23 protein-coding genes and 1 tRNA gene are annotated in these 26214 nt (G+C 63.7%); 10 read left to right on the forward strand and 14 right to left on the reverse strand.

Going from position 1 to position 26214, the window contains the following annotated elements; genetic code table 11:
* Positions 1 to 239: 239 nt before the first annotated feature.
* The 5 genes from ppdK (at position 240) to BDD21_RS12020 (ending at position 7079) form a co-directional block, all read left to right on the forward strand.
* Positions 240 to 3014, forward strand: coding sequence for a pyruvate, phosphate dikinase (gene ppdK, locus BDD21_RS12000; RefSeq protein WP_120797368.1), 2775 nt, complete (start codon positions 240 to 242; stop codon positions 3012 to 3014).
* A 307-nt stretch (positions 3015 to 3321) separates the two neighbouring features.
* Positions 3322 to 3406: transfer RNA gene (locus BDD21_RS12005), tRNA-Leu, on the forward strand.
* A 162-nt stretch (positions 3407 to 3568) separates the two neighbouring features.
* On the forward strand, positions 3569 to 4915 hold the full coding sequence (locus tag BDD21_RS12010) for a HAMP domain-containing sensor histidine kinase (RefSeq protein ID WP_170164743.1): 1347 nt from the start codon (positions 3569 to 3571) through the stop codon (positions 4913 to 4915).
* A gap of 155 nt (positions 4916 to 5070) precedes the next feature.
* Entirely contained in the window at positions 5071 to 5667 is a 597-nt protein-coding gene (locus BDD21_RS12015; RefSeq protein WP_147431067.1) for a hypothetical protein, read from the forward strand.
* A complete protein-coding gene (locus BDD21_RS12020) occupies positions 5664 to 7079 on the forward strand; it encodes a sigma 54-interacting transcriptional regulator (RefSeq protein ID WP_120797371.1) in 1416 nt (471 codons plus the stop codon). Before BDD21_RS12015 ends, BDD21_RS12020 begins: the two co-directional genes overlap by 4 nt.
* Before the next feature lie 52 nt (positions 7080 to 7131).
* Here BDD21_RS12020 and mazF read toward each other — a convergent pair whose 3' ends face one another.
* Positions 7132 to 7476 (reverse strand): endoribonuclease MazF, encoded by a 345-nt coding sequence (mazF, locus tag BDD21_RS12025; RefSeq protein ID WP_120797372.1) that lies wholly within the window; start codon positions 7474 to 7476, stop codon positions 7132 to 7134.
* A complete protein-coding gene (locus BDD21_RS12030) occupies positions 7476 to 7718 on the reverse strand; it encodes an AbrB/MazE/SpoVT family DNA-binding domain-containing protein (RefSeq protein WP_120797373.1) in 243 nt (80 codons plus the stop codon). The genes mazF and BDD21_RS12030 overlap by 1 nt, the downstream gene beginning before the upstream one ends.
* Positions 7719 to 8522: 804 nt before the next feature.
* Between BDD21_RS12030 and BDD21_RS12035 the strand changes: the two genes are divergently transcribed.
* The gene (locus BDD21_RS12035) at positions 8523 to 9404 is read left to right on the forward strand and encodes a fibronectin type III domain-containing protein (protein WP_120797374.1); all 882 of its coding nucleotides are present in this window, start codon (positions 8523 to 8525) and stop codon (positions 9402 to 9404) included.
* 58 nt (positions 9405 to 9462) lie between these two features.
* On the opposite strand, the gene BDD21_RS12040 is transcribed toward BDD21_RS12035, so the two are convergent.
* On the reverse strand, positions 9463 to 10509 hold the full coding sequence (locus BDD21_RS12040; RefSeq protein ID WP_120797375.1) for a succinylglutamate desuccinylase/aspartoacylase family protein: 1047 nt from the start codon (positions 10507 to 10509) through the stop codon (positions 9463 to 9465).
* A 559-nt stretch (positions 10510 to 11068) separates the two neighbouring features.
* Between BDD21_RS12040 and BDD21_RS12050 the strand changes: the two genes are divergently transcribed.
* Complete coding sequence (locus tag BDD21_RS12050) at positions 11069 to 11389, forward strand: type II toxin-antitoxin system RelE/ParE family toxin (RefSeq protein ID WP_120797376.1); 321 nt, start codon at positions 11069 to 11071, stop codon at positions 11387 to 11389.
* A complete protein-coding gene (locus tag BDD21_RS12055) occupies positions 11376 to 11684 on the forward strand; it encodes a helix-turn-helix domain-containing protein (protein WP_120797377.1) in 309 nt (102 codons plus the stop codon). Before BDD21_RS12050 ends, BDD21_RS12055 begins: the two co-directional genes overlap by 14 nt.
* A gap of 351 nt (positions 11685 to 12035) precedes the next feature.
* Here the strand turns inward: BDD21_RS12055 and rimK are convergent, their stop codons facing one another.
* From rimK to mntA, 8 genes are all read right to left on the reverse strand, one after another.
* Positions 12036 to 12941, reverse strand: coding sequence for a 30S ribosomal protein S6--L-glutamate ligase (gene rimK / locus BDD21_RS12060; protein ID WP_120797378.1), 906 nt, complete (start codon positions 12939 to 12941; stop codon positions 12036 to 12038).
* Positions 12938 to 13420, reverse strand: a complete 483-nt coding sequence (gene lspA, locus BDD21_RS12065) for a signal peptidase II (protein ID WP_120797379.1) — start codon at positions 13418 to 13420, stop codon at positions 12938 to 12940. The genes rimK and lspA overlap by 4 nt, the downstream gene beginning before the upstream one ends.
* A gap of 106 nt (positions 13421 to 13526) precedes the next feature.
* Entirely contained in the window at positions 13527 to 16358 is a 2832-nt protein-coding gene (gene ileS, locus BDD21_RS12070; RefSeq protein WP_120797380.1) for an isoleucine--tRNA ligase, read from the reverse strand.
* Between the two features lie 136 nt (positions 16359 to 16494).
* A complete protein-coding gene (gene ribF, locus BDD21_RS12075; protein WP_120797381.1) occupies positions 16495 to 17490 on the reverse strand; it encodes a bifunctional riboflavin kinase/FAD synthetase in 996 nt (331 codons plus the stop codon).
* Positions 17491 to 17620: 130 nt separating this feature from the next.
* The gene (gene murJ / locus BDD21_RS12080; RefSeq protein ID WP_120797382.1) at positions 17621 to 19156 is read right to left on the reverse strand and encodes a murein biosynthesis integral membrane protein MurJ; all 1536 of its coding nucleotides are present in this window, start codon (positions 19154 to 19156) and stop codon (positions 17621 to 17623) included.
* Between the two features lie 292 nt (positions 19157 to 19448).
* Positions 19449 to 19727 (reverse strand): glycine zipper domain-containing protein, encoded by a 279-nt coding sequence (locus BDD21_RS12085; protein ID WP_120797383.1) that lies wholly within the window; start codon positions 19725 to 19727, stop codon positions 19449 to 19451.
* 124 nt (positions 19728 to 19851) lie between these two features.
* Positions 19852 to 20292: a type VII toxin-antitoxin system HepT family RNase toxin gene (gene hepT / locus BDD21_RS12090; RefSeq protein WP_120797384.1), complete on the reverse strand. Its 441-nt coding sequence runs from the start codon at positions 20290 to 20292 to the stop codon at positions 19852 to 19854.
* Positions 20292 to 20759, reverse strand: coding sequence for a type VII toxin-antitoxin system MntA family adenylyltransferase antitoxin (gene mntA, locus BDD21_RS12095; RefSeq protein ID WP_120797385.1), 468 nt, complete (start codon positions 20757 to 20759; stop codon positions 20292 to 20294). The genes hepT and mntA overlap by 1 nt, the downstream gene beginning before the upstream one ends.
* 241 nt (positions 20760 to 21000) lie before the next feature.
* On the opposite strand from mntA, the gene rpsT reads away from it, so the two are divergent.
* Entirely contained in the window at positions 21001 to 21264 is a 264-nt protein-coding gene (gene rpsT, locus BDD21_RS12100) for a 30S ribosomal protein S20 (RefSeq protein WP_120797386.1), read from the forward strand.
* A gap of 187 nt (positions 21265 to 21451) precedes the next feature.
* Here rpsT and lgt read toward each other — a convergent pair whose 3' ends face one another.
* The 3 genes from lgt to BDD21_RS12115 form a co-directional block, all read right to left on the reverse strand.
* Positions 21452 to 22285 (reverse strand): prolipoprotein diacylglyceryl transferase, encoded by an 834-nt coding sequence (gene lgt / locus BDD21_RS12105; protein ID WP_120797387.1) that lies wholly within the window; start codon positions 22283 to 22285, stop codon positions 21452 to 21454.
* A 142-nt stretch (positions 22286 to 22427) separates the two neighbouring features.
* Positions 22428 to 24386, reverse strand: a complete 1959-nt coding sequence (locus BDD21_RS12110; RefSeq protein WP_211335039.1) for a hypothetical protein — start codon at positions 24384 to 24386, stop codon at positions 22428 to 22430.
* A 124-nt stretch (positions 24387 to 24510) separates the two neighbouring features.
* Positions 24511 to 25059 carry a Smr/MutS family protein gene (locus BDD21_RS12115; protein ID WP_120797388.1) on the reverse strand — a complete coding sequence of 183 codons (549 nt, stop codon included), beginning with the start codon at positions 25057 to 25059 and terminating at the stop codon, positions 24511 to 24513.
* 397 nt (positions 25060 to 25456) lie between these two features.
* On the opposite strand from BDD21_RS12115, the gene surE reads away from it, so the two are divergent.
* The gene (gene surE, locus BDD21_RS12120; protein WP_120797389.1) at positions 25457 to 26206 is read left to right on the forward strand and encodes a 5'/3'-nucleotidase SurE; all 750 of its coding nucleotides are present in this window, start codon (positions 25457 to 25459) and stop codon (positions 26204 to 26206) included.
* Positions 26207 to 26214: the final 8 nt, after the last annotated feature.

Below are 26214 nucleotides of genomic sequence, written 5' to 3' on the forward strand. Positions count from 1 at the left end.
GAAGCGGGAGGCAGGAAGCAGGAAGCAGGAAGCAGGAGGCAGGAGGCAGGAAGCAGGAGGCAGGAGGCAGGAGGCAGGAGGCAGGAGGCAGGAAGCTCTCCCCCCGGCACCCCCCGCACGAAATTCCTCCCGACCCGACCGCAAAGCTCTGCGACAATACGACGGTTGCCGCGGCACGGGTCCGCGTGCTCGCGTCCAGATCACCCGCAACGAAAAGACGAGAGAGGTACATTCGAACAATGGCATCCCAAACCACCAAACACGTGTTCGCATTCGAAGAAGGGGACGGCAAGGACAAGAGACTACTCGGCGGCAAGGGCGCCAATCTCTGCGAGATGACCCAGATGGGGCTGAATGTTCCGCCCGGGTTCGTGATCTCGACCGCGGCCTGCCTGGAATACCTCGACTCCCCCGATCATGCGTTGCCGGACGGGCTGATGGATGCGGTTCACGCGCAGATGCGTGCCGTCGAGAAGAAGACCGGCAAGGGGTTCGGCAATCCGGACAAGCCGCTGCTGGTCTCGGTGCGGTCGGGCTCGGCCATGTCCATGCCCGGCATGATGGACACCATTTTGAACTTGGGGTTGAACGAGGAGACGCTGCAGGGCGAGATCCGTGCGACCGGGGACGCACGCTTCGGATACGACGCCTATCGCCGCTTCATCCAGCTCTTCGGCAAGGTCGCGCTCGGGGTGCCGGATGCCGCCTTCGATCATGAGCTCGAGACGGTCAAGGAGGCGGCGCACGCCAAGCAGGACGTCGACCTCAGTGCGTCTGATCTGAAGGAGGTCAGCGAGCGTTTCCTGAAGGTCGTCGAGTCCCATACCGGCCACCCTTTCCCCTCAGATCCTTACCGTCAATTGGAGATCGCCATCAAGGCCGTCTTCAACAGCTGGGGCGGCAAGCGCGCGGTCGACTACCGCAGACAATTCCACATCACACCCGAGATGGCCAACGGCACTGCGGTCAACGTGGTGACCATGGTCTTCGGCAACCGCGGAGACGACTCCGCGACCGGTGTGGCCTTCACGCGCAACCCGGGCTCCGGCGAGAACAAGCTCTACGGCGAGTATCTGGTCAACGCCCAGGGCGAGGACGTGGTCGCCGGGATCCGCACGCCCAAGCCGATCTCGCGGCTGCGCGTGGAGATGCCCGAGATGGCCGCGCAGCTCGACATCCTGCGCGAGAAGCTCGAGACCCACTATCGCGAGGTGCAGGACTTCGAGTTCACCATCGAGCGCGGTCAGCTGTTCTGCCTGCAGACGCGCAACGGCAAGATGAACGCGGTCGCCATGGTACGTACCTCGGTGGAGATGGAGCGCGAGGGACTGATCAACAAGGAAGAGGCGCTGCTGCGCATCCAGCCCGATCTGCTCGAGCAGATGCTCTTCCCGCGTCTGGATCCGACCGTGAAGGCCGAGTCGGTCGCACAGGGCCTTCCGGCATCGCCGGGCGCGGCATCGGGCATTGCGGTCTTCGATGCCGATCGCGCCGAGCAATTCGGTCACGAGCTCGGCCAAAAGGTCATCCTGGTCCGCGAGGAGACCAAGCCCGAGGACATCCACGGCTTCTTCGCGGCGGAAGGCATCCTCACCTCGCGCGGCGGCAAGACCTCCCATGCCGCGGTGGTCGCACGCGGCATGGGCAAGCCCTGCGTCGCCGGCGCCGAAGGCATCAGCGTGGATGTCAACCGGCGCGAGGCGCGGGTCGGCTTGACCAGCTTCAAAGAGGGCGACGTCATCACCATCGACGGCACCTCGGGCAAGGTCTATCTCGGTGCCATCCCGACCGTGGAACCCGACTTCACGCCCGAGCTCGACGTCCTCCTCGGCTGGTCGGACGAGGTGGCCCGGCTCAAGGTCATGGCCAACGCGGACACGCCCGAGGACGCCCGGCGTGCGCGCAAGTACGGCGCGGTCGGCATCGGTCTGGCGCGTACCGAGCGCATGTTCAACGATGTGGAGCGTCTGCCGGTCGTGATCGAGATGATCGTCGCCGAGACGCCGGAGACACGTCAGGCCGCACTCGACAAGCTGCTGCCGCTGCAGCGCAAGGACTTCCGCGATCTGTTCGAGGTGATGGCACCGAATCCGGTCACCATTCGGTTGCTTGACCCGCCGATCCACGAGTTCCTGCCCGACGAGCATGTCCTCGAGCGCGAGTTGACGGACCTGCGCGTCCTGGCCCGCACGACCCGCGGCATGACGGTGTTGGCCGGTGCGATGGGGCTGCTGCACTCGCCCGAGAACGTTCGCCATGATGTCGAGTCGCTTCGCCGCATGGTGGATCCGGCGATCGTCGAGGATGCCATCGCCAAGAAAGAGGCGATGCTGCGCAAGGTCCGTGCGCTCTACGAGACCAACCCCATGCTGGGTCATCGCGGCGTGCGTCTCGGCATCACCTTCCCCGAGATCTACCAGATGCAGATCCGGGCGATCCTGGAAGCGGCCGCGGAATGCACCAAGGCCGGCATCGAGGTCCATCCCCAGATCAAGGTGCCGCAGGTCTGCACCGCGCAGGAGTTGCGGTTGGTCAAGTCGTTCGTCGATACCATCCACGACGAGGTGACCGAGACTTACGGCCAGCCGGTGAACTTCAAGTTCGGCACCATGATCGAGGTCGTGCGCTCCTGCATGCGCGCTGAGTCGCTTGCCGAGGAGGCCGAGTTCTTCTCCTTCGGCACCAACGACCTGACACAGGCGACCTTCTCCTTCTCGCGCGAGGATGCCGAGAACAAGTTCCTGCCGCTCTACAACCAGTCCGGCATCCTGCAGGACAACCCCTTCGAGGTATTGGACGTGAAGGGCGTGGGCAAGCTCATGCAGTTGGCCGTGGACTGGGGCCGCTCGGTCAAGCCCAACCTGCATGTCGGCATCTGCGGCGAGCACGGCGGCCATCCGGCCTCCATCGCCTTCTGTCATGAGGCGGGGTTGGACTATGTCAGCTGCTCGGGTCCGCGTGTTCCGGTCGCGCGGCTTGCGGCGGCCCATGCGGCGCTGAAGGCAGCTCGGTAGGGCAGGGGGCCGGTTGTTTGGCCAGGGATGGCCGTTCCTTGCGGGAGAGCAGTCGTCCTCGCGCCGACTGCATGCGTGGCCCGCTCGCTGCGAATCCGCTGTAGACTAAACCGCGTCCGGAGCGAAATGCTAACTTTCCAGTAAGTCCGACGTCTGGTCTGTCCGCGGCCCTTAGCGGGGACGCGGTTTAAAATGATATATTCTTTAACATCTTAAACCGCGCCGTCTCCAGCGGCCTTCAAAGCTTCCGGGACCGATCCAATCTAATGACATCGCATACCGCGCTGGGCGCGGTTTAAGGCGACTCGCGCGGGTGGCGGAACGGACAGAGGCGCTGGATTTAGGTTCCAGTGGAGTATTCCTTGGGGGTTCGAGTTCCCCCCTGCGCACCACCGACGACCGAGTGGATGACACGACACCGCCGCCTTGACCTGACGTTCTCGCTTCTTCAGTTGGTCCTGATCGGATTCGCTGTCGTCACTTTACCCCTCGGTTTGGCACTCGCTACGGCCTGGTTTGCGGTCGATCACCTCGCCTCGAAGGGGCAAGATGCGGTGGTCGCGGCGGTCCGTGCAACCCAAGCAAGCCGAAATCTGATCGAGGAAATCACGGACGTCGAACGCCTTGCGCGTCAATATCACGTCTTGTCCGATCCGGCACTCCTCGAGTCCTATGAGGCCCAGCGCGAAAGCTTCTTGATCCACTTGGCCGACATTGCGGCTCTGGAGATGGGTCGGTCGGTGCGTACCCTGGCACTTGATCTCGAAGCGGCGTCAAAGGCGACGTTCGCAGCCTTGGATAGCGGAGGCACAAGCGCTGAGGCGACGAAAACCGCGTTGGAAAGCTTTGCACATCTCAACGTGCTCTCGCGCGACATCTATCGTGAAAGCGTGCGTGTCGTGGCGCGCGAGGTCGAGGCGATGCATCGCGAAGGGGCGGACACCCGACAACAACTCTTGTGGGAGGCATCCGCCAGCATCCCGGTAGCCTTGCTCCTGACGTTCATTTTCACAATGCTGATTGCGCGACCCATGCGTCAACTCGATCAGGCGATTCGATCACTGGGTGACGGACGTTTCGATCGTCCGATTCAGGTTTCGGGTCTCAGTGATCTTGCCGATCTCGGTGAACGCTTGAACTGGCTGCGGCTTCGCCTCATTGAGCTCGAGGAGCAAAAGACCTTTTTTCTTCACCATATCTCGCATGAGCTTAAAACGCCGCTGACCAATATCGTCGAAGGTGCCGAGCTCCTGTCGCAGGATGTTCTCGGATCGCTCGAGCCCGAGCAGCATGAGATTCTGGACATTGTCCGTGTCAATAGCCTTCAGCTCCAGGGACTGATCGAAAACCTTCTCACCGCCAGCAACGGCGAAGACGCAGCAGCCGTAATTGCTCCACGTCGCATTGACCTTGACGATCTGATTCGTAAGCTTGCCGAGCGCCATAAGTTGCCGGCGCGCGCCAAAGAGCTCGACATCGAGCTGATCCTCAGCAGCGAGACCTTGTGGTCGGATCAGGAGCGGCTCGCGACGATCGTCGATAACCTCTTGTCGAATGCGATTAAGTTCACCGCGGCAAGCAGCCGTGTCCGTATCGTCACCGGGAACTTCAATAACGACATCTATATCGATGTTCGAGATGAAGGAAAAGGCATTCGCCCCGAAGATCGCGAGAACGTTTTCGAGCGTTTTTTTCAGAAGCCTTCGGTCGGCAACAGCCGCATTCGCGGAAGCGGCCTCGGTCTCTTTATCGCTCGTGAGTATGCCTTGGCCTTGGGAGGTCGCTTGCAGGTCATGAATTCCGATGAAGGCGCATGCCTTCGACTCCGCTTACCTCGACGTCGATTTTTTGGGGCCTCCGAAGCGGTCGACGCAGCGAGGACCTCCTCGCAATCAACATGATCATCCCATACGGCCTCGGGAGCGCTTGGCAGACTTGGCGACAGCCCGTCCTGATTGCCGCAAGCGCGGCGATCCTAGCCCTTCTCACCGCATGCACTCCGAGCGTCCTTTCTCGGGCGTCCAAACCTGTGCCGGAGCCCGTTGATCTCAATCGGGTGTTCGGAACAGTCGCCTCGCTTCGACAGTCGGACCCAGCCACCCTGCGCGATTCAGCCGCTGCAGCGGACACCGATGACCCGTCGCAATTGTTGGGCTGGGCGCTGGTCATGACGATGCTCGGCGAGCCGTCCGACAAGGCGCGCGCGGCGGAGCTGTTTACGGCCTATCTCAATCATCCGATGCAAACGCCGGGATCGATCGCACTGGCGACGGTCATGCTGGATCAATTGCGGACCGAGGCCCGGCTGCGAAGCAGACTCGGCGTGACCATTCGTCAGCGCGACGCTCTCGACGCACGCCTTGCCGCCGCACCCAAGCGCGGTCCGGGAGACGCGGACAAGCTTGGGCAAGAGGACGCGGACGTCCTTTCGCTTCAGACCGTCATCCGCGAACGTGATGATGTCGCAGCGCAACTTGAACAACTTAGGGCGAGCGAACGACAACAGCAGGTGCGTGACCGCGCCCTTCACGCAACGATTCGCGAGCGCGACGCGCTGACGACTCAGTTGGAAGAACTCAAAGAGATCGAAATGGAGATTCGTGACCGAAGACGCGATTTAAATCTTGCATCACCCGAGGATAATCTCAAGTGACCAACCCGACAAAGATCCTCTTGGTGGACGATGACGCCGATCTGCGCAAGCTGCTTTCCATACGCCTCAAAACAGCCGGGCACGAGGTAAGGGCGGTGACCTGCGGCGAGGAGGCCCTTGCCGTGCTCGCGCACTTCAAACCGCGGCTGGTTGTGAGCGATCTGCGGATGGACGGCATGGATGGCCTAGAGCTGTTCGACTCCATCAGACGGGATTACCCGGGCCTACCCGTGATCATTCTGACCGCCCACGGCAGCATTCCCCACGCCGTGGACGCCACCCAACGCGGTGTCTTCGGATTCCTCACCAAGCCCTTCGACGGCAAGGAGCTCTTGGGCCTCGTCGAGCGTGCGGCAAGGCTTGGCGGCGCCGAAGAGGAACCCTCTTCACGGATTGAGGATTGGCGCGCAAACATCATCACGCGAAGCGCAGCGCTAGAAGACGTCCTGCGACATGCTTACCTCGCAGCAGAGACCGACACGAACATCCTGATCCAAAGCGAAAGCGGGACAGGCAAGGAACTTCTGGCGCGAGCCGTCCATCGGGCCAGCCCGCGGTCCAGTCGCCCCTTCGTGGCGGTCAACTGCAGCGCCATCCCCGAGACGCTCCTGGAGTCCGAGCTCTTCGGTCACGCCAAAGGATCCTTTACGGGCGCCATCCAGAACCGCAAGGGACTTTTCGAGGAGGCCGACGGCGGTACCCTTTTTCTCGACGAGGTCGGCGATATGCCGCTTGCATTCCAAGCCAAGCTGCTGCGCGCCTTGCAGGAGGGCGAGGTTCGTCCGGTCGGTGCGAACCGCTCGGTCAGCGTGGACGTTCGGGTCATCTCGGCAACGCATCGCGACCTGGACCAGGCGATGGCCGACGGGCAGTTTCGCGCCGACCTTTTTTATCGCCTCAACGTGGTTCGGTTGGAGTTGCCGCCCTTGCGGGAGCGGCTAGAGGACATTCCCTTGCTTGCGAACCGATTCCTCGCCGAAGCCAACGCACGTAACAAGAGGCAGGTCGAGGGTTTCGCACCGGACGCGATGGAGTTGATGATGTCGGCTCCCTGGCCGGGAAACGTGCGCCAGCTCCAGAATCTCGTCGAGCAGGCCGCCGCGCTTTGCACGACCAAGATTGTTCCGGCGACCCTGGTTCAGCGCGCCCTGCGAAACGATCTCGGCACTCTGCCCTCCTTGGCCGATGCGCGTGAGCGCTTCGATCGCGAATACCTCATCAACCTTCTTCGGATCACCGAAGGCAACGTCAGCAGCGCGGCGCGCATGGCCGGTCGACATCGTACGGAGTTTTACAAGCTCCTGCGCCGCTATCGTCTCGATTCCGCCTTGTTTCGCCCGTCTCCGACGACTGAAGAGCCTCAAGGCGGCGGATCGGCTTACGCAACGGAGATTCGTGGTCGGGTCGTATAGGGGTCCCGCTCGCGGGCTCATTTCGAGTCCAGTCCTCGCGTCGTCCTTTTCATTACTGAGGCTCCGGGCCTACCAACGCGACTATCTTGGCCCTGACGTCGTTCAGCTCGGCGGTGGACACCTTCCCTTTGCGTAGGGCCTTGCGGGCCACCCAATCGAGGCTCTTGACCTGGTCGGCTAGGACGGCGCCCGGGCGATCCCCCGGTATCGGTACCTCGAAGGGGTAGCCCTTGACTTGCGTGGTCATGGGACAGCAGAGCATCAGCCCGGTCTTGCCGTTGTAGGCCGAAGGGCTGACAACCAGCGCCGGCCTGTGGCCAGCCTGCTCATGTCCAGCCTGCGGATCGAAGTGCAGCCACACGATATCGCCGGCCTCGGGAGTGTAGTGCTGAACCATCAGAGCGCTTCCTTACCCACGGGTCCACCAACGTCAACTTCTGCGTGCAGGTTCTCCGGCGTGATGCCGGCCAGCAATTCAGCAAGGTCGTAGCCCCTGGGTCGTATCGGCTCGATCACGATGGTCCCGCCTTCTTCGCGGATATCCACGACTTCATCCAGCGTCAGGTGGGCCGCCTCCATGACGGCGGCAGGTATACGCACCGACGCACTGTTGCCCCACTTCTTCACAGTGACACGCATAGCCGATTTCCGGTGTATCTTCAATGTTGATACATTACGCCGGAGCCACGCGGCTTGCAAGCTTGCCGAGCGTCGGGTCGGGTCGCCGCGAAGACCCCGCCAGCGCACGACCCGGTTGGAAGATGATCACTCGGCCTGGGCCGCAGTGCGGAAAGATCGGCGGAAGTCAGGTGAGCGAATCTTAGAAATCGATGACGAGATAATGTTGGAAACAACACCCCGGTGGGTGATGCGTCAGATGACCAAGCGCGTCAGTCGCGTCAAACCCCTGCATGCGGCACGAAGCGATCAACTGCCGGATCTCGGGGGTGTGTCCCTCCCCCCTCCCTCCCTCCCTCCCTCCCTCCCTCCCTCCCTCCCTCGATCAAGCCGCACCCCTCTTCTGGCACCGGAGCGGTCCGACAGTACCTCCAGCCAAGTGCCGCGGGCCTTCTCGGAAAGCCCGGTGTCTCCAGACGACTACAAAAGACCCTCCTATTTGATAGAGGCTTAAGACGCTCATCCGAATTCCTGTAGTCGATGAGCGACGCGTGGCTTCGCTCTCAAACGTCTGAAGGATCTTTAACATATTGTTCTATATGTTAAATAAATAAGTGGCATGCGTTTCGCTGAAGCAGGCAGAGCCCCAAGCAACTGCTGCACAGCGGGAGCAACACCAGAGAGACAAACGCGTGCCGGTCGACTCCTCGCCAGGCGTCCTAACCACTACCGACGGTTCCCGACTCGGGGATTTCAATTTCTTACAGCTGAGCGCGCTCAGGGAAGGTTCTTGTTGCCAGCGGTTTTCACGATTCAAGGTTTGTCATGTCCATTGACCGCTTACACCTCGGCCCACGTCTGCGGGTGCGTCTCAATTCGCTGTTCATCGCATTGATAGGTCTTCTCGCCTTCACCGAAAGCGCCCTCGCGGGTGATGTGAGACTCGCTTGGAATGGGGTCTCGGGAGCAACCGGTTACCTTCTCTACTCCGGGACGGCATCGCGCGGCTACACACAGACACTGGATGCAAAAACCAATACCAGTGCCACCGTGAGCGGGCTGACCGACGGGACCAAGTATTATTTTGCGGTGCGGGCCTACAAGGGTTCGGTCACCAGCGACTACTCTCAGGAGGTGAGCGTGACGGTCGGCAGTGCAGCTCCCGCGGCTCCCTCCAAGCTTGCCTCGACGGGGGCGTCCGCCTCGCGGATCAACCTGGTCTGGAACGACAACAGCAGTCATGAGTCCGGATTCCGCATCGAGCGGCGGATCGGCACGGGCGCTTGGTCGCAGATCGCTTCGGTCGGGGCCAACGTCACGACGTTTGCGAATACCGGACTGAGCTCTTCGACCAACTACGAGTATCGCGTGCGCGCCTACAACGCGTCAGGCACGTCGGCCTACTCCAATACGGTCACCGTCAGAACAGCCGCGCCGGCGGCGCCTTCGACGCTTGGCGCATCGGTGGCGTCCACATCGCGGATCAACCTAGCCTGGCGCGACAACAGCAACAACGAGACCGGGTTCCGCATCGAGCGGCGGATCGGCACAGGCGCCTGGTCGCAGATCGCTACGGTCGGCCCCAACGCCACCAGCTTCGCCAGTACGGGCCTGATGTCGCAAACCACCTACGGCTATCGCGTGCGGGCCTACAACGGCATCGGGACATCCGCGTACTCAAACGTGGTGTCGGCGACGACCCGTTAGCCGAGGTCGCTGATCCCCGACGGCGACTGGACCGTCTCGCCCGCGACAGCGGCAGCGATCAAATAATCACCGTCTCATCCTCGTCATCATCTGGATCGAGTGCGTCGCGATACTGCTCCAACAAGGCCGCGGCGGTCTCAGGCTTGCCGAAGCAGGCGAGGTGATAGAGTGCCTCGCCCTCGGTGATGAGCGGGAGATTGGTGCGGCCGATGACGATGCCGCTCACGGGCGAGAGCACCGGGTCGTCGACCGGTCGGAAGGGGTCGGTGATGATGCCCAGGGTGTCGCCCTTGTTGACGTGGGCGCCGAGGGGGGTGAGGGAGAGCAGGATGCCGCTTTGCTGGGCGCGAACCCAGACGCTGGAGCGGGCGACGAGCGGCTCGTGACCGATCGCTCGGCGCGCCGGGGCGGCACGGATCATCCCGATGTGCCGCATGACCCCGAGGATCCCGCGCAGACCGGCACGGACCGCGAACTCGTCGAAGCGCAGTGCTTCGCCGCCTTCGTAGAGCAGAATCGGGATGTCGCGTGCCGCGGCCTCCGCGCGCAACGATCCGGGGCGTATCTCCGCGTCGAGGATGACCGGTGTCTCGAACGCCTTCGCCAACGCCGGCATGTCCTCGCTCGCGTTGAGCGTGACCCGGATTTGCGGGAGGTTCTCGCGGTGGATTGCCCCGGTATGGAGATCGATCCCGTGGGTGGAGCCCTCGACCACCTCGCTGATGAGGGTTGCGGCGAGGCGTGCCGCGAGCGAGCCCTTTTCGGATCCGGGAAAGCTGCGGTTGAGGTCGCGTCGGTCCGGCAGATAGCGCGATTGGCGCACATAGCCGTAGACGTTGACGACAGGCACGGCGAGCAGCGTACCGCGAAGGCGGCTCAATGACTTGTGCATGAGCAACCGCCGAATAATCTCGACCCCGTTGATCTCGTCGCCATGGATGGACGCCGTGACGAAGAGACGGGGGCCGGGCTTGCGACCTCGAACCACATGTACCGGCATGAAGACCGGTGTGGTGGTGTAGAGATTCGGCAGCGGGATGTCGACCCGGGCGCGCTCCCCGGGTTGGATCTCGCGATCGGCGATGGTGACTGAATCTGCGGTCATCGGCTGGCGTCCTTGGAGACAGACGCCGCGATCTTGTCATGAAATGGCCATCTTGTGGGGTTTGGCTTTCGGGTTCCTGCCTTCAGCCTCCTGCCTTCAGCCTCCTGCCTTCAGCCTCCTGCCTCCTGCCTCCAGCTCTCAGCTCTCAGCTCTCAGCTCTCAGCTCTCAGCTCTCAGCTCTCAGCTCTCAGCTCTCAGCTCTCAGCTCTCAGCTCTCAGCTCTCAGCGAGGCGACTCACCCCTCATCCCTCTCTCCTCTGTGGTTTCCAACATGATCTCGTCGCAGATTTCTAGGATTCGCTCACCTGACTTCCGCCGATCCTTCTGCACTGCGGCACCGGCCGAGAGGCGGCGGAAGGGGCCGTTCTCGACCCGGACCCGCCGCTCGTTGCCTGGTCCCGAGTGCCCGTTCTGGACGCGTTGCGGTCGGTCGCGGTTAACCCTGTGAGCAACTCTGGACGGACAATAACGGTAACAGCCGCGGTCTCGATGACTGCCTGCCCAGCGACGCAGAGCAGGCACCCAAGCGCCTTATGCGGCATTGACGTATAATCACGCCATGCTGACCGTTGTGGAAACGCCCTCCTTTACGCGCCTTTGGCCCGACTACTGGACGGAGGACGAGCGTGGAGAATTCTGTGCCTGGATTGCGGGCAACCCGCTTGCCGGTGATGTCGTTCCGAGCACTGGCGGTGTGCGTAAGGTCCGTTGGTCCCGGTCCGGTGGCGGAAAACAAGGCGGCGTTCGGGTCATTTATTACAACCGGCTGGCAGACGGGCGCATCTGGCTCCTCTTGATTTACGCCAAGAGCGCGCGAGAGAACCTGCCGGCGCATGTGCTCAATGCTGCACGGGAGATGCTGGATCATGCCAAAGACTGAACAAGAGCTGCTCGCAAGAGACGCCGATCGTGATATCGGCGCTGAATTGCTCGAGTCCATCCGCGAGATGAACTCCGAGAAGGTGGGCGCAATCCACGGCCCGGTGGCGCTCGCACGCTATCGCGTCAAGATGTCCCAAAGCGAGTTCGCGAGGCTCCTAGGCGTGTCGGTCAGGACGCTGCAGGAATGGGAGCAGGGTCGACGCGAGCCGAGCGGTGCGGCGCGATCGCTCATTCGTGTGGCACAGGAACGCCCGGAGGTTCTTCGCGAACTGTTTCTCGACCAGGTCGCCTGAAAAACCCTCCGTCCTCTCAATGATCGCCGGAGAGAGTGTCCGCTTTGGATGCCTTCCGGATCGCTCGCGCAAATAGAGCGACTGACCGGAATGGGACGCAAACGGCCGATCCGGAGCGTGATCGCCAGCGTCCTCGACGCGCGTGGAAGAGTCACTCGGCTTGAGTTGACGTGCAACGGCTTGTGGCCGGATGCCGCCAATAGAGCCGGCTGAACCGATCCAAGACCGGCTGGACCGCAGGCAGCCGCAAGAGCGGTGGACGAATCCGGTAGGGTCAGCGCGGATTACTCTGAGGAATTCGCGTGAAATTAGAGTGACCGACAACACTTCCTCACTCCTCACTCCTCACTCCTACCCCTGCCCCCGCGTACGCGTCTTGCCGAGGACCGCGTTCTTCTCGATGAGCTCGATCATTTGCGTGGCGATGTCCTTGCCCGTGGCGCGCTCGATCCCCTCAAGCCCGGGGGATGAGTTGACCTCCATCACCACCGGGCCGTGGTTGGAGCGCAGGATGTCCACGCCGGCGACGTTCAGGCCCATGATCTTCGCGGCTCGCGTGGCGGTCGAGCGCTCCTCGGGCGTGATGCGGATCAGCGAGGCGCTTCCGCCGCGATGCAGGTTGGAGCGGAATTCGCCGGGCTTGGCTTGGCGTTTCATGCTCGCGACCACCTTGTCGCCGATCACGAAGCAGCGGATGTCGGCCCCGTTCGCCTCTTTGATGTATTCCTGGACCAGGATGTTGACCTTCAGGCCCATGAAGGCTTCGACCACGCTTTCGGCGGCCTGCTGGGTCTCGGCCAGCACCACGCCGATGCCTTGCGTACCCTCCAGGAGCTTGATGACCAGCGGGGCGCCGCCGACCATCTTGATCAGATCCTCGACGTCATCCGGTGCGTGTGCGAATCCGGTAATCGGCAGGCCGATCCCTTTACGCGAGAGCAGCTGTAGGGAGCGCAGTTTGTCGCGCGCGCGGGTGATGGCGACCGATTCGTTCAGCGGATAAACCCCGAGCATCTCGAACTGACGCAGCACCGCGGTGCCGTAGAAGGTCACGGATGCGCCGATGCGCGGAATGACCGCATCGAAATCGGTCAGCTCATCGCCGCGATAGTGAATCGAGGGTGCGTGCGAGGTGATGTTCATGTAGCAGCGCAGGACGTCGACGACCTTGGTCTCGTGTCCCCGGGCGCGCGCGGCTTCCACGATGCGGCGGGTCGAGTAGAGGGTCGGATTGCGCGACAGGATGGCGATTTTCATGGTGTCTCGGGCGTTGCCAGGGTGGTGATCAGCATGATCACGACGCCGATGCTGATGGCGCTGTCCGCGATGTTGAACGAGGGCCAGGGATTAAAGACGGCAAGCGGGATCACGGGAAGATACACCTGAATGAAGTCGACGACGTGACCGAGCAGTACCCGGTCGATGAGGTTGCCGACGGCGCCGCCGATCAGAAGCGCCAGGCCGAGCGCCAGCCAGCCCTCGCCCGACTTCAGGCGCAGCAGCCAGACCGTGAGGACGCCGGTGATGCCCACAGCGACGAGCGCGAACAGCCAGCGCTGCCAGCCTCCGGCGTCGGCCAGAAAGCTGAAGGCCGCGCCGGTGTTGAACATCAGGGTCAGGTTGAGATTCGGGAACAGCTCGATGACCTCGAACGGCTCGAGCAGCCCCAGCACCAACCACTTGGTCGCCTGGTCCAAAACCAATACAGCGAGCGAGAGCCAGAGCCAGCGTTTCATGACGGCGCCTCCGATGCTCGGGCCAGTCGTCGAGCCAGTCGTCGAGCCGCTCCCTGAGCCCGTTGCCGAGTTACCCACGGAGGCGTTCGTCGCCGACGCCCGAGCCTTAGGCATAGCGGCGGACCTCGCCGTTGCCTGCGACATTCTCCACGCAGCGCCCACAGAGCTCCGGGTGCTCGTTGTGTGTGCCGACGTCGGGCCGATGATGCCAGCAGCGTACGCATTTCGTGTGCTTGGAAGGTCTGACCCGCACGGCGAGTCCCGTAAGCTCGGTCCCGAGCGCATCCGTCGGCTGCTCGCTCGACGGGTGCAGACGGACCTCGGAGGTGATGAGTGCGAAGCGCAGCTCCTCCCCGAGGCGAGCCAGAAGGGCACCGAGGGGCTCGGCACAATAGAGATCCAGCTCGGCATCCAGCGACGAGCCGATCAGTCCCGCCTTGCGCGCCGTCTCCAACGCCGGTCCGACGGCCAGTCGCGTCGCGATTACCTGATCCCAGAAGGCGCGGTCCATCGGGTCGCCGTCGGCGAGCGGGAAGAGCCCCGCGTACCAGGTCTCGACGAAGACGGTCTCGGCGCGCTCGCCCGGCAGGTTTTGCCAGATCTCCTCGGCGGTGAAGCTGAGGATGGGCGCGAGCCAGCGACTCATCGCCTCCGCGATATGGTACATCGCGGTCTGGCAGGAGCGTCGCGGCAGGCTGTCCGCCTGCGTGGTGTACTGACGGTCTTTGATGACGTCGAGATAGAAGGCGCCCATGTCGACGACGCAGAACTGCTGGACCTTCTGGTAGATCAGATGGAATTGGTAGTCGCGATAGGCCTCGATGACCTCGTCCTGAAGCCGGAAGGCGCGATCCACGGCCCAGCGGTCGAGTTCGAGCATCGCCTCGGGTGCGACCCGATCGGTCGCCGGATCAAAGCCGTTGAGGTTGGCGAGCAAGAAACGCGCGGTGTTGCGGATACGTCGATAGGCATCCGCGGTGCGTTTGAGGATTTCGTCGCTGACGCCCATCTCGGCGCGGTAGTCGGTGGCCGCGACCCAGAGGCGGATGATGTCCGCCCCCAGGGTCTTCATGACATCCTGCGGCTTGACCACGTTGCCCTTGGACTTGGACATCTTCTCGCCCTTGGCATCAACGGTGAATCCGTGGGTGAGCACCTGACGGTAGGGCGCACGGTCGTGCATGGCCACCGAGGTCATGAGCGAGCTTTGGAACCAGCCGCGGTGTTGGTCCGACCCTTCCAGATACAGATCGGCGGGCGCGCGCAGCCCGTCGCGATGCTCGAGCACGCACGCATGCGTGACGCCCGAGTCGAACCAGACATCCAGGGTGTCGTGGACCTTCTCGTACTCCGCACCTTCGGTCTCGCCGAGCAGGTCGGCCGGCTCGAGCGCGAACCATGCCTCGATGCCCTGCTGCTCGACCCGGCCGGCGACCTCCTCGATCAGCTCGGCGGTGCGCGGATGCAGCTCGCCCGTGACCTGGTGGACCAAGAGCGTGATGGGCACGCCCCAAGTGCGCTGGCGCGAGATGCACCAGTCGGGCCGGCCTTGGACCATCCCTTCGATCCGGCTCTGACCCCAATCGGGCATCCAGCTGACATGGCCGATCTCGCGCAGGGCGGCCTTGCGCAGGCCCTGCTTCTCCATGCCGATGAACCATTGAGGCGTGGCGCGGAAGATGATCGGCGTCTTGTGCCGCCAGCAATGCGGATAGCTGTGGGTGAAGCGGGTCGCCAGCAGCAGCGCGCCTTTGGCCTTCAAGGTCTCGACGACCTGCTCGTTGGCCTTGAAGACGTTCTCGCCCGCGAAGAGCGGCGTGTCGGGCAGAAAACGCCCGTCGCCGCCGACCGGGTTGTGGACCGGCAGGTGATAGCGCTGACCGACGATGTAGTCCTCCAGACCATGGCCCGGCGCGGTGTGGACGGCGCCGGTGCCGGCGTCGAGCGTCACATGCTCGCCGACGATGACGGGCACCTCGCGGTCGTAGAAGGGGTGCTTAAGCTTGAGACCCTCGAAGTCGATGCCGCGACCGTAGCCCATCACCCGATACTGCTCGATGCCCCAGCGGGCCATGGTGTCCTTGAGCAGACCCTCGGCGACGATCAGGCGCTCGTGGCCCTGCGCGGACTCGACCGCGACGACCACGTATTCGAGCTCGGCGTTGAGCGCGACCGCCTGGTTGGCCGGAAGGGTCCAGGGTGTGGTGGTCCAGATCACGATCGAGGCCGGACCTTCGCCGCAGCCGTTCGGTGAGCCGTGACAACGGGCTTCGAGCGACTCGGGCTCGACGACCGGGAAGCGCACGTCGATCGCGATCGATTGCTTGTCGGCATACTCGACCTCGGCCTCGGCCAGGGCCGATCCGCAGTCGATGCACCAGTGCACCGGCTTGAAGCCTTTCTGCACATGACCGTTGGCGATGATGCGCCCGAGCGAGCGGATGATCTCGGCCTCGAAGGCGAAGTCCATCGTGAGATAAGGATTCTCCCAGTCGCCGAGGACACCGAGACGCTTAAAATCCGCACGCTGGCCGTCGACCTGCTTGGCGGCATAGTCGCGGCAGGCGACGCGAAACTCGGCCGCGCTGATCTTATGCCCCGGTTTGCCCTTTTTTTTCTCGACCTGCAGCTCGATCGGCAGGCCGTGACAGTCCCAACCCGGCACATAAGGCGCGTCGAAGCCGTCGAGTGTGCGCGCCTTGACGATGATGTCCTTGAGGACCTTGTTGACCGCGTGGCCGATGTGGATCTCGCCGTTCGCGTAGGGCGGGCCGTCGTGGAGGATGAAGGTCGGAGCGCCCGCGCGGGCTTGGCGGATCAGGGCATAGAGCGCCATGGACTCCCAGCGCTCGAGCATCGCGGGCTCGCGCTGGGCGAGGTTTGCCTTCATCGGGAAGCCCGTGTTCGGGAGATTCAAGGTGTCTTTATAGTCGGTCACGTGGCTTGCTCTCGGTGCGTCGGAAGGGGTCGCGTAGGATCCTCGAACGGGCTCCGGGGCGAACAGGGTACGATTGTGGCTTGCTCGGCCGCGCGAGGCAAAGGCGATCGCGTCCCGGTCCGAACCTCGAACCGACTCAGGGCTGGAGGCTGGCGGTTGGGGGCTGGGGGCTGTCGAAGTCATTCGGCCCGGTCGATCGGAGATACTCGCGCGCCACCCGCGCATCGACCTGGATCTGCTCCTTGAGCGCATCGAAGGACTCGAACCGCTTCTCGTCGCGCAGCTTCAGTTGAAACTCGACCTCGAGGTGGCGTCCGTAGATCTCCCGATCGAAGTCGAAAAGATGGACCTCGAGGCGATAGTCTTTGCCGTTGACCGTTGGGCGCGTGCCGACATTGGCCACACCCGGGAGCGGAGTCGGGCCGAGTCCGGACACCATCACGGCGTAAACCCCGCGCACCGGGCTGAACCGGCGGTGTAGGTCGATATTTGCGGTCGGGAAGCCGATGCTGCGACCGCGTTTGGCGCCGTGGGAGACGCGGCCCTGCATCCGGTAGGGGCGCCCGAGCAGGTGACGGGCCTGCTCGAGGTCCCCGCGACCGAGCGCCTCGCGCACCCGGGTGCTGCTGATCCGCTCGGTGCCGTGCGTAATGGTATGCAGATCCTCGACCTCGAAACCGCTGTCGTCGTTCCGGCCGGCCTGTCCCATCGCGTGCAGCAGGGCATAGTCCCCCTCGCGTCCGCGACCGAAGCGGAAGTCGTCGCCGACCAGGAGATAACGCACGCCGAGCCCGTCGAGCAGGAGCCGTTGCACGAAGTCGCGTGCCCCCATCCCGGCAAGCTTCGGGTTGAACTCGAGGAGCATCACCTGCTCGATGCCGCAGTCCTGGATCGCCGCCAGCTTTTCACGCAGCCGCGTGAGACGGGCAGGCGCCGAATCGGGCGCAAAGAACTCCATCGGCTGCGGCTCGAAGGTGATGACGGTCGCCGGCAGACCGAGCTCGCGTCCGCGCGCCAACAGCCGCTGGAAGACGGTCCGATGTCCTAGATGAACACCGTCGAAGTTGCCGATGGTCGCAACGCAACCTCGGTCGGTCGGGCGCAGGTTGTGTAAGCCTCGGATCAGCCGCATTGCCATCTGCCTCGGGAAACCGGAACGTCAGTATACGCGAGCACCGCGAAGCCCCGAACCGTCAAGCAGGCATTGTCCGGTCGAGCCGACTGCCGATCGCCAGCGGCCGCCGTCGGCCGGCGACCGCGGCTTAATCCCGCCCCATGAAGTGCCGCGGACGAATGCCCATTGCGAGGAGTGCTCCCGCATAGACGGCCCCGCCGACCAGGATCCACATCAGCAGGCGCCAGATCCGCTCGCCGAGACCCATGGCGATCCAATCCGCGGTTGTGCCCACACCCCAATAGATGACCGCCCCCATCAGGAGGTTGGCGATCGGTGCCTTGATCATGAGCGCGATCCAGGAGCGCTTGGGGCGAAAGATGCGTTCCTTGAGCAGCCCGCGCAGCAGCAAACCGGCGTTGGTGATGGCCGCGATCGTCGTGGCTGCCGCCAGTCCGGCATGGCCGAACGGGAACATCAGGATCAGGTTGAAGACCATATTGGTCACCAGCGCGATCACCGCGATCCGCACCGGGGTCTTCATGTCCTGACGGGCATAGTAGCCGGGCGCCAACACCTTGATCCCCATGAAGGCGACCAGCCCGAGCGAGTAGGCCATCAGGCTCAGTCTGGCGTTCTCGACATCGTTCGCGCCGAACTCGCCGGAATAGAAGAGCGTGGCGATCATGGGGCCGGCCAGGAGGAGGAGGCCGACGGCGCAGGGAACGCCCAGCAACAGAACCCAACGCAGCGCCCAGTCCATCGTGTAGGAGAAGGCGACCGGATCGTCTGCGGCATGACGTTGCGACAAGCGCGGCAGGATCACCGTCGCCAGCGCCACGGCGAGGATCCCCAACGGGAACTCCATCAAGCGGTCGGAATAATAGAGCCAGGAGATGCTCCCGGTGACCAGAAAGGAGGCGAGCAGGGTATCGAGCAGCAAACTGATCTGGCCGACCGAGACCCCGAAGAGGGCCGGCACCATCAGCTTGACCGTCTTGCGCACACCGGGATCCGTCGTTGCCAGGCGTGGACGGGGGAGCAGCTTGAGTTGAAGCAGGAAGGGGATCTGAAAGAGCAGTTGCGCGATGCCGGCGATGAAGACACCCCAGGCCAGCGCGACGATCGGTCGATCCATCAGCGGCGCGAGATAGACCGCGCAGAGGATCAAAGAAATGTTGAGCAGGACCGGCGTGAAGGCCGGGATGCCGAAGCGCTCGTAGGTGTTGAGGATGCCGCCCGCGAAGGCGGTCAGCGAGATGAACAACAGATACGGGAAGGTGAGCCGCAGCATCTCGGTGGCCAGGGCCAACTGCTCGGGCTCGTTCACGAAGCCCGGGGCGAAGACCAGGATCAGCAGGGGCGCACCCAGGACGCCGAGCACCGTGACCAGCAGCAGAACGGCCCCGAGCGTGCCGGCGACCGCATCGACATAGGCCTTGAGCGCCTCGAAGCCGCGCTTCTCCTTGTACTCGTTCAGTACCGGCACGAAGGCCATCGAAAAGGCGCCTTCGGCGAAGAGCCGGCGCATGAAATTCGGGATCTTGAAGGCGACGAAGAAGGCATCCGTTCCGGCGTCGGCGCCGAAGATCCGAGCGACCACGAGGTCGCGTACGAAGCCGAGGACCCGCGAGATAAAGGTGTTGCTACCGACCTTGGCGATCGATGCGGCGAGAGAGGCCACGGCTGATGAGACTCCGCAAAAAGCGCGGATTATAGGGGTGTAGAGGTGCTGCGGCGATCGATCGATTGGATTCGCGCAAGCGCGCCGGTCGGATGCGGTTCTTCAAGGTCTCGGATGTGTGCGATGCAGCGAGGTGACATCGGTGTCCGGAGGGTGGCGCCTTCGGTACGAAGCGCCGCGGCGTCGTGTCCGCAACGGCGGAGGCGTGTCGTTTCCATCGGTGTTGCCGCGTAAGCCGATCGCCCGGGTGACGGACGTTTCGGCTTACGGGTTGTCAGTCGTTCGTGGATGGTTACCGGTACAGCTGCTGGTTGCGCTGTGCCTGCCAGGCCTCGCGGTCCCGCTGTTGTTGAAGCTCCTTCTCATGCTGATCGTACGCGAAGGAGCCGAGTGCCCCGACGCCGGCGCCGATGAGAGCACCGCGGCCGGCATTGGCGCTGAGTGAGCCGATGGCCGCACCCGTAGCGGCACCGGCGGCCGCTCCGGTCGTGGTCCGGGATGCCGTGGTGGTGCCGCAGCCGACGAGGGCGGCGGAAAAAATAATGCTGAAAAACAGAGGTATTTTCTTCATGCTTCCGATCTCCGAATCACTGGTCGTACGTGCTCTTTGAGGATAGATGCGGCTCGTTCCGGGAGCACGCGGTATAAGGTCTTGAACGTCGAGATCTGGGATAGAAAACGAGGAATTCAAGGGATCATGGGCTCGTCGTGTCGGAGGTGTTTAGGCTCGACAGTTTGGCGCGAATCGCAGCCACGAATTGCAGCAGATCGTCCAGATGCCGCTGAACTACGTCTCGGACCACCGCCGGATCGACCGCCTGATACCCGTGGACCAGGATGTTGCGAAACCCGACCATCCCAGCAAGGCTCGGAGCCAGGTGCGGCGGTAGCCATCCGTCGCGCAGGAGTGCCTCGAAGAGCGCGCGGTTGTTGGTCGGCTCGCCCAGGCGCTCGTCGGCGACGATGTGCGATGCGGCATCCAGGGCCGCTTGTATGGCGATCTGAAGCGTATACGCCACGAAACGCTGCTCGCGCAGGTCAGCCTCGATCAGCTCGGGTCGGGCCAAGTGCCGCAGATCGGCGATGCAGGATTCGATAAAGGCAAGCTTTTTCTCCACCAACTCTTGATCCGTCATCAGCGCTTCTCCTCGTCAACCGGTTCGGCGGCCCGATGTCCGACGCGCCGATAACGCAACAGGTGCGGCAGCAGGTCAAAGTATTCGTTGCGGGCACGGACCTCGAAGCGGATACGCGCCGATCGATCTCGCTCGAGGAGCAGGATGCCGTCGCGCAAGACACGGTGGACCAGATCGACGGGTGCCCGGTTCATCACGACGAGATCCACCGGCCGACCGACCTCGCCGGTCAGCCGGTCCGCCAGATCGAGATGCAGTCCTTCCAAGGTCCGCGGCGGATCCTCGCTGAACAAGACGGCGAGATCCAGGTCACTGGTCGGTCGTCCTGTGCCGCGCGCGCGGCTCCCGAAGAGCCAGGCACAGGCAATTGCGCCGGACCCATGGCCGGGCTCGTGGGCGAGTGCGGCTTCCAGTCGGGAGACCAGCGGGTCATCCGTGCCGCGCCGATCCGTATCGCGTGTTGACATGAGCTGAACGGCGGCGGGTTGATGGAGGCGACAAGCGCGGCGTTCGGATGTTGAAGTCCGGTGTGCAGGGTCAGATTAGCCGGCTCTGCGGCATGGCGCAACGCGGCTCTGACGGATCAGGCAGGCGACTCGGCCCGCGCGCAGCGCCACGCACGCATTGACAGCACCCGAAGGCACATGGATACTACGCGGTCTTTACTCGGATTGCAGCACTAGAGCGCCGGATTTTCAGGAGACCCCTTTGGCCAACTCAGCACAAGCCCGCAAGCGCGCCCGCCAGTCGGAAGACCGTCGTCAGCAAAACGCCTCGCAGCGCAGTACCCTGCGTACCTTCATGAAGAAGGTCATCAAAGCCATCCAGGCCGGCGACAAAGAAGCTGCCGTCCAAGCCTTCAAGGACGCGGTTCCGCGTATCGACCGGGCTGCGCGTAAGGGACTCATCCATGCCAATAAGGCCGCTCGTCACAAGAGCCGGATGAATGCCCACATCAAGGAGATGAGCTAGTCGCTGTTCGGCACCGATCTCCGGCACACGATAAAACCGGCCTTTAGGGTCGGTTTTTTTATGCCTGCATAGGGGGCGAGAGAGCTGTCAGCCTCCAGCCTCCAGCCTCCAGCTGTCAGCCGCCGACACCAAGCAACCCAAAAAGCTTACGGCGACGGCCGGTGGCCTGCACTCCGACGGTCTCGGCCTACGACGACTGCGGACGACGCCTGTAGGCGAGCGCGAGCAGCAGTGCGCCGAACAGGATCATGGGCATCGACAGCAGTTGACCCATGGTCAGCCAGTCGAAGGCGAGATAGCCGATATGGGCGTCGGGCACGCGCACGAATTCGACGGCAAACCTCGAGAGGCCGTAGCCGAGCAGGAAGACCCCCGAGACGGCCATCATGGGACGCGGTTTGCTGGAAAAAATCCAGAGGACAATGAAGAGGGCAAGACCCTCGAGCGCGGCCTGATAGAGCTGAGAGGCATGCACCGGGATGCTCCAGACCGTCCCTTGGGGCAGATCCGCGCATTGCGCCGGGAATTCCAGGCAGGGCAGGCGCATCCCCCAGGGGAGATCGGTCCGATGGCCCCAGAGCTCGCCGTTGATGAAGTTGCCGATCCGCCCGGCGAAGAGCCCCAGAGGAACGAGCGGAGCGAGGAAATCGCCGACCTGAAAGAACCGCATGCGATGGCGGCGCGCGAACAAATAGATCGCGATCAGCACGCCGATCAGTCCGCCGTGGAAGGCCATTCCGCCTTCCCAGACCTTGAGGATGTTCAGCGGGTTCGCGGCCAGTTGGTCGAACCCGTAGAAGAGCATGTAGCCGAGCCGACCTCCGACGATGGTGCCGATGACGCCGTAGAAGATGAGGTCATCCACCATCTCCGTAGTCCAGCCCGACTGGGGCCGGCCTGCCCGCCAGCGCCCGAGCATCCAGGCCGCGGCGAATCCGACGAGGTACATGAGCCCGTACCAATGGATCCGCAGGGGTCCAAGGCCGAGTGCGACGGGATCGATATCGGGGTAGGTCAACATGGCGGCGCTAGTATACAGGGCGGTTTCGGGTTGGAAGATTTAAGTTTCGAGACGCATGGCCTCGCATGTCGCGGGCGGCATCTGTCGGGCAACCCTGTGTCGGGCAATCGCGTGGATTGCCGACAGCCTGTCGTCGGCCCGATCAATCCCCGTGCCCGAGCTCCGGGGTCGGAGTGCCCCGGACGAACGCATGCGCCGTGCCTCGGAAGTCGAAGGCCGGAAGTTTGGACTGGAACTGCCCGGTGAATTGAGATGCCCACTGCGGATCGCTCCCCTCGGGATCCAAGCGGAGCGGGTCGACGAGCTTGGCCCCGGGCCTGATCGGGCGCAGGGATGTTGCCGAGAAGCCGGCGACGCCCGTGTACCGGAAGATCCCGTAGAAGCCCTCCGCCCCATAGCTCCCGCCGTGATTCAAGGTCGATTCCGCGAGACCGAGGCCGGCGAGCGGGATGTTCTGGGCTGATTTGTGCGGCTCGTCGAAGGCCTCGAAGGCGTGGATTTGAACCTTGTTGTCGCGCGACCAGCGGAATGCCTCGGTCAAGAAGGCGGCGCTCGTCGCGGTGTTGAAATAGGCATGGAAGGCATCGATGCCCGGCTGCTCGATGCGGGTGTCTCCGTCGGCGAGATGCTTGCGGACACGGGCGAATGCCGAACCGGTTGCGACGGACCGGGCGCCCACGACATAGCCGGGGAGATTGAAGGCGATACCGTTGGTGGGATGACCGATCTCCCCGATCATGAGTGCGATCCTCTTGCCGTCGGCGAGGCCCTCGATCGACGTCTCCAACCGGCGCCACTGGATAGACAGCTCGCCGTCTTCACGGTCGAAGAAGGCGTCCCAATGCCCGGTCGCTCGCGCCTGCTCCACCGCCTCCGGGCTTGGGTAGATGTTCTCCATGAGGACGTCCGCGACCTGGATCAGCTCGCGCACATCCTGCGTGAACCGTCGAATCGCAGGGTCCGTCGAGTCGGCATCCGCGCCCCGGAAGGCGTGGCTCCGGACACCGATGGCGAGTCCGAGTCCCGCGAAGTCGCCGCCGGGCGCCATCTGCGCACGGGCAAAGCGCACCATCTCCGTCACCTGTCGGGTCGGCCCCGGCGTGTCGCCGACCTGCGGGATGCTCTCGGCATATTCATTGGAGATGATCAGATGGGTGACGGTGCCCGGATGGCGGCTATTGGCGGTCTGTGCCTGTGCGAGGGCCGAGCGGATGGCGAAGCGCATGCGCGCGTTGTTCAAGGTGCCGTCCAGGACGATGTTCGGCACACCTTGCTTGATGGTCAGCCGTGTCGCGCCGGCGCTTGCGTTGATCTCGGCCGCGGCGAGCGCGACCTGTGCGTTGGCGTCGCCGAGGAAGAAGCCTGGGTTCAGGACGGCCCCGTGCGCGTCTCGATGCGCCGGCTCGAAGAGACGCAGATGGACGGCCGCGAGTGCGAGGTCATGCCCGGCGGTCCCGGTCGTTTCCAGGATGACCCGGTCCGGGGCGGGTACGACAAAGGTCGCCTCGGGTGGGAAGTAGACATCGAGCTCGTCGATCGCGGTTTGGGTGGTCGGTGTTGCCGCATCGGCGGCGAAAAAGTCGACCCGGTTCTCGGCCCAGACCGGGAGGGCCACGAAGTCCTCCTCGCCGAGTCGGCGCCAATAGCCGAGGTCGAAACCGGTGCCGTAGGTGGAGAGGGTCAGCGGGGCCCCGTCGGCCTCCTGCACCAGAAAGGCGAGCTGGCGATAGACCGAGCCCCGATGGTCGAGCGAGACCGCGGTCTGCGGAGTCGGACCCTCGAAGTGCTTGAAATAGGTCCGGCTCCAAGCGCTTGCGCTCGCGTCCCGGAGCGCGGAAAGATCCAGGGTCAAGACCCCCTGCGCCTCGATCCTGCTCACCCGGCCTTCGCGATCGAAATGCAGCGCCACCTGCCGACGGGCTGCCCAGAGACCGGCGTGCTGCTCCGTCGCGGAGATGGCCCCGCGATAGCTGTTGAACGTGGGTGTGTAGAGCCGGCCGGGTGCAAATGGGTTATCTGCGGTGGCGCTCCATTGACCGACATAGGGCTGATAGGCGAGTCCCATGATCGGTTCCCCGGCCGCCGCGGGAACAACGATCATGGGCGCGATGATCCGTAGGACGCCGACCGTGGTTTCGCGCCATGTCCGACGGCCGGGCGTGCCCGTCGGAGGGTTCGGATTCCGTCCGGCGCGATCAGAATTCACGGCGAGGGGCGGCAAGGGCTCAGGGTGTCCGGCTCGACTTGCTCGGGTTGCGCAGCAGGATGTAGACGGCGCCTGTTCCGCCGTCTTTCCGGGTGGCGGAGCAGAAGGCCAGTACATTGTCGTAGAGACGCAGCCAATAATTGACCTTCTGTTTGAGGACCGGCTGCCGGCCGGCGGAGCGATAGCCCTTGCCGTGGACGATGAGTGCGCAGCGGACATGACGACGCCCGCATTCGGCAAGGAACTCGGCGAGGAGTCCGCGCGCCTGCTCGGCATGGAGTCCGTGCAGGTCGAGTTCGAGTCCGACCTCGATGCCGCCGCGCTGCAGCTCGGCCATCAGGCGCCGCTGTACTCCGGGGCGAGCGAAGAGGAGAAACTCATGCGTCTCCACCTCCGACTCGGACAGCAGCGTGCCGCCCTGTTCTTCGGGCAACTGCACAGGACGCGGGCGCGGGACGGGTGGCGGTCTGCGGCGTTCGTGCTCGACTTGGTCGTGGCGAACCGGTTCTGCGTCCTGGACATGCTCGCGAAACAATGCCAAATCAGATTCTTGGATTTGTTTCTTCATGTCTGGACAGGGTATTGTTGCGCCTCGACGAAAGGTGTCGCCTGCTGGTCCGGCTTAGGACAGTCCCCAAGACAGTCCGTGGCGGCGAACGTCCGCAGGTATGATCACGCCGGCATCCTCCGGTTGCGATCCATCGGTCTCGTCGTCCGGCGTCGACGCGTCGCTCGGCGCCGCAGTATAGCAGCGCTGCCCGACCGCGGCGGGCCAAAGCGCTCGGGATGCCCGTCAGGATGCTTTTGAGTATGATCCGGGCGTCCGCGGCGCGGTGGACCCTGATCGAGTATCGGTTTTCTTCGGATGCGGTTTAAACCGCGCAAACTCCATCGGTCGTCAATTCTTCCGGGGCCGATCCCATCCAAAAACATCGCATACCGCGCCGGGCGCGGTTTAGGACGACATGAAGATTCTCGTGAGCAACGACGACGGTTATCAGTCGCCCGGCCTGATCAGGCTTGCCGACGCCCTTTCCGCGCTGGGCGAGGTCCTGGTCGTGGCGCCCGAGCGCGATCGCAGCGGGGCGAGCAATTCCTTGACACTCGATGTGCCCCTGCGGGCGACCCGGATGGCGAACGGCTACATCCGCGTTGACGGAACCCCGACCGATTGTGTCCACCTCGCTTTGACCGGTCTCGCGGACGTCGATCCCGATATCGTCGTGGCCGGGATCAATCACGGTCCGAATCTCGGCGACGACGTGCTGTATTCCGGGACGGTTGCGGCGGCCACCGAGGGGCGGTTTCTCGGCCTGCCCGCGATCGCCGTGTCCATGCACGCGCATGAGCCGCAGCATCTGGACACCGGCGCGGCCGTTGCGGTGGAGCTGGTCACCCGTTTGCGCGCGGCACCGCTCGAGTCCACCATCATTCTGAACGTCAACGTACCTGACGTTCCGTATGACCAGATCAAGGGCTTCGTCGCGACCCGTTTGGGGCATCGGCACAAGGCGGAGGCCGTCGTCCCGGCATTGGATCCGCGCGGGCGTCGGATCTATTGGGTGGGGCCGGCCGGACCGGAGCAGGACGCCGGCCCCGGTACGGATTTCTTCGCCGTGCGCAGCGGTTTCGTCTCGATCACCCCGTTGCAGGTGGACCTGACCCGACACAGTGCGCTGGAGTCCGTTCGTCAATGGTTGGATGCGAGCCCTTGAGCACCGGG

Origin of the sequence: Thiocapsa rosea (assembly GCF_003634315.1) — a bacterium.
Lineage (GTDB): Bacteria > Pseudomonadota > Gammaproteobacteria > Chromatiales > Chromatiaceae > Thiocapsa > Thiocapsa rosea.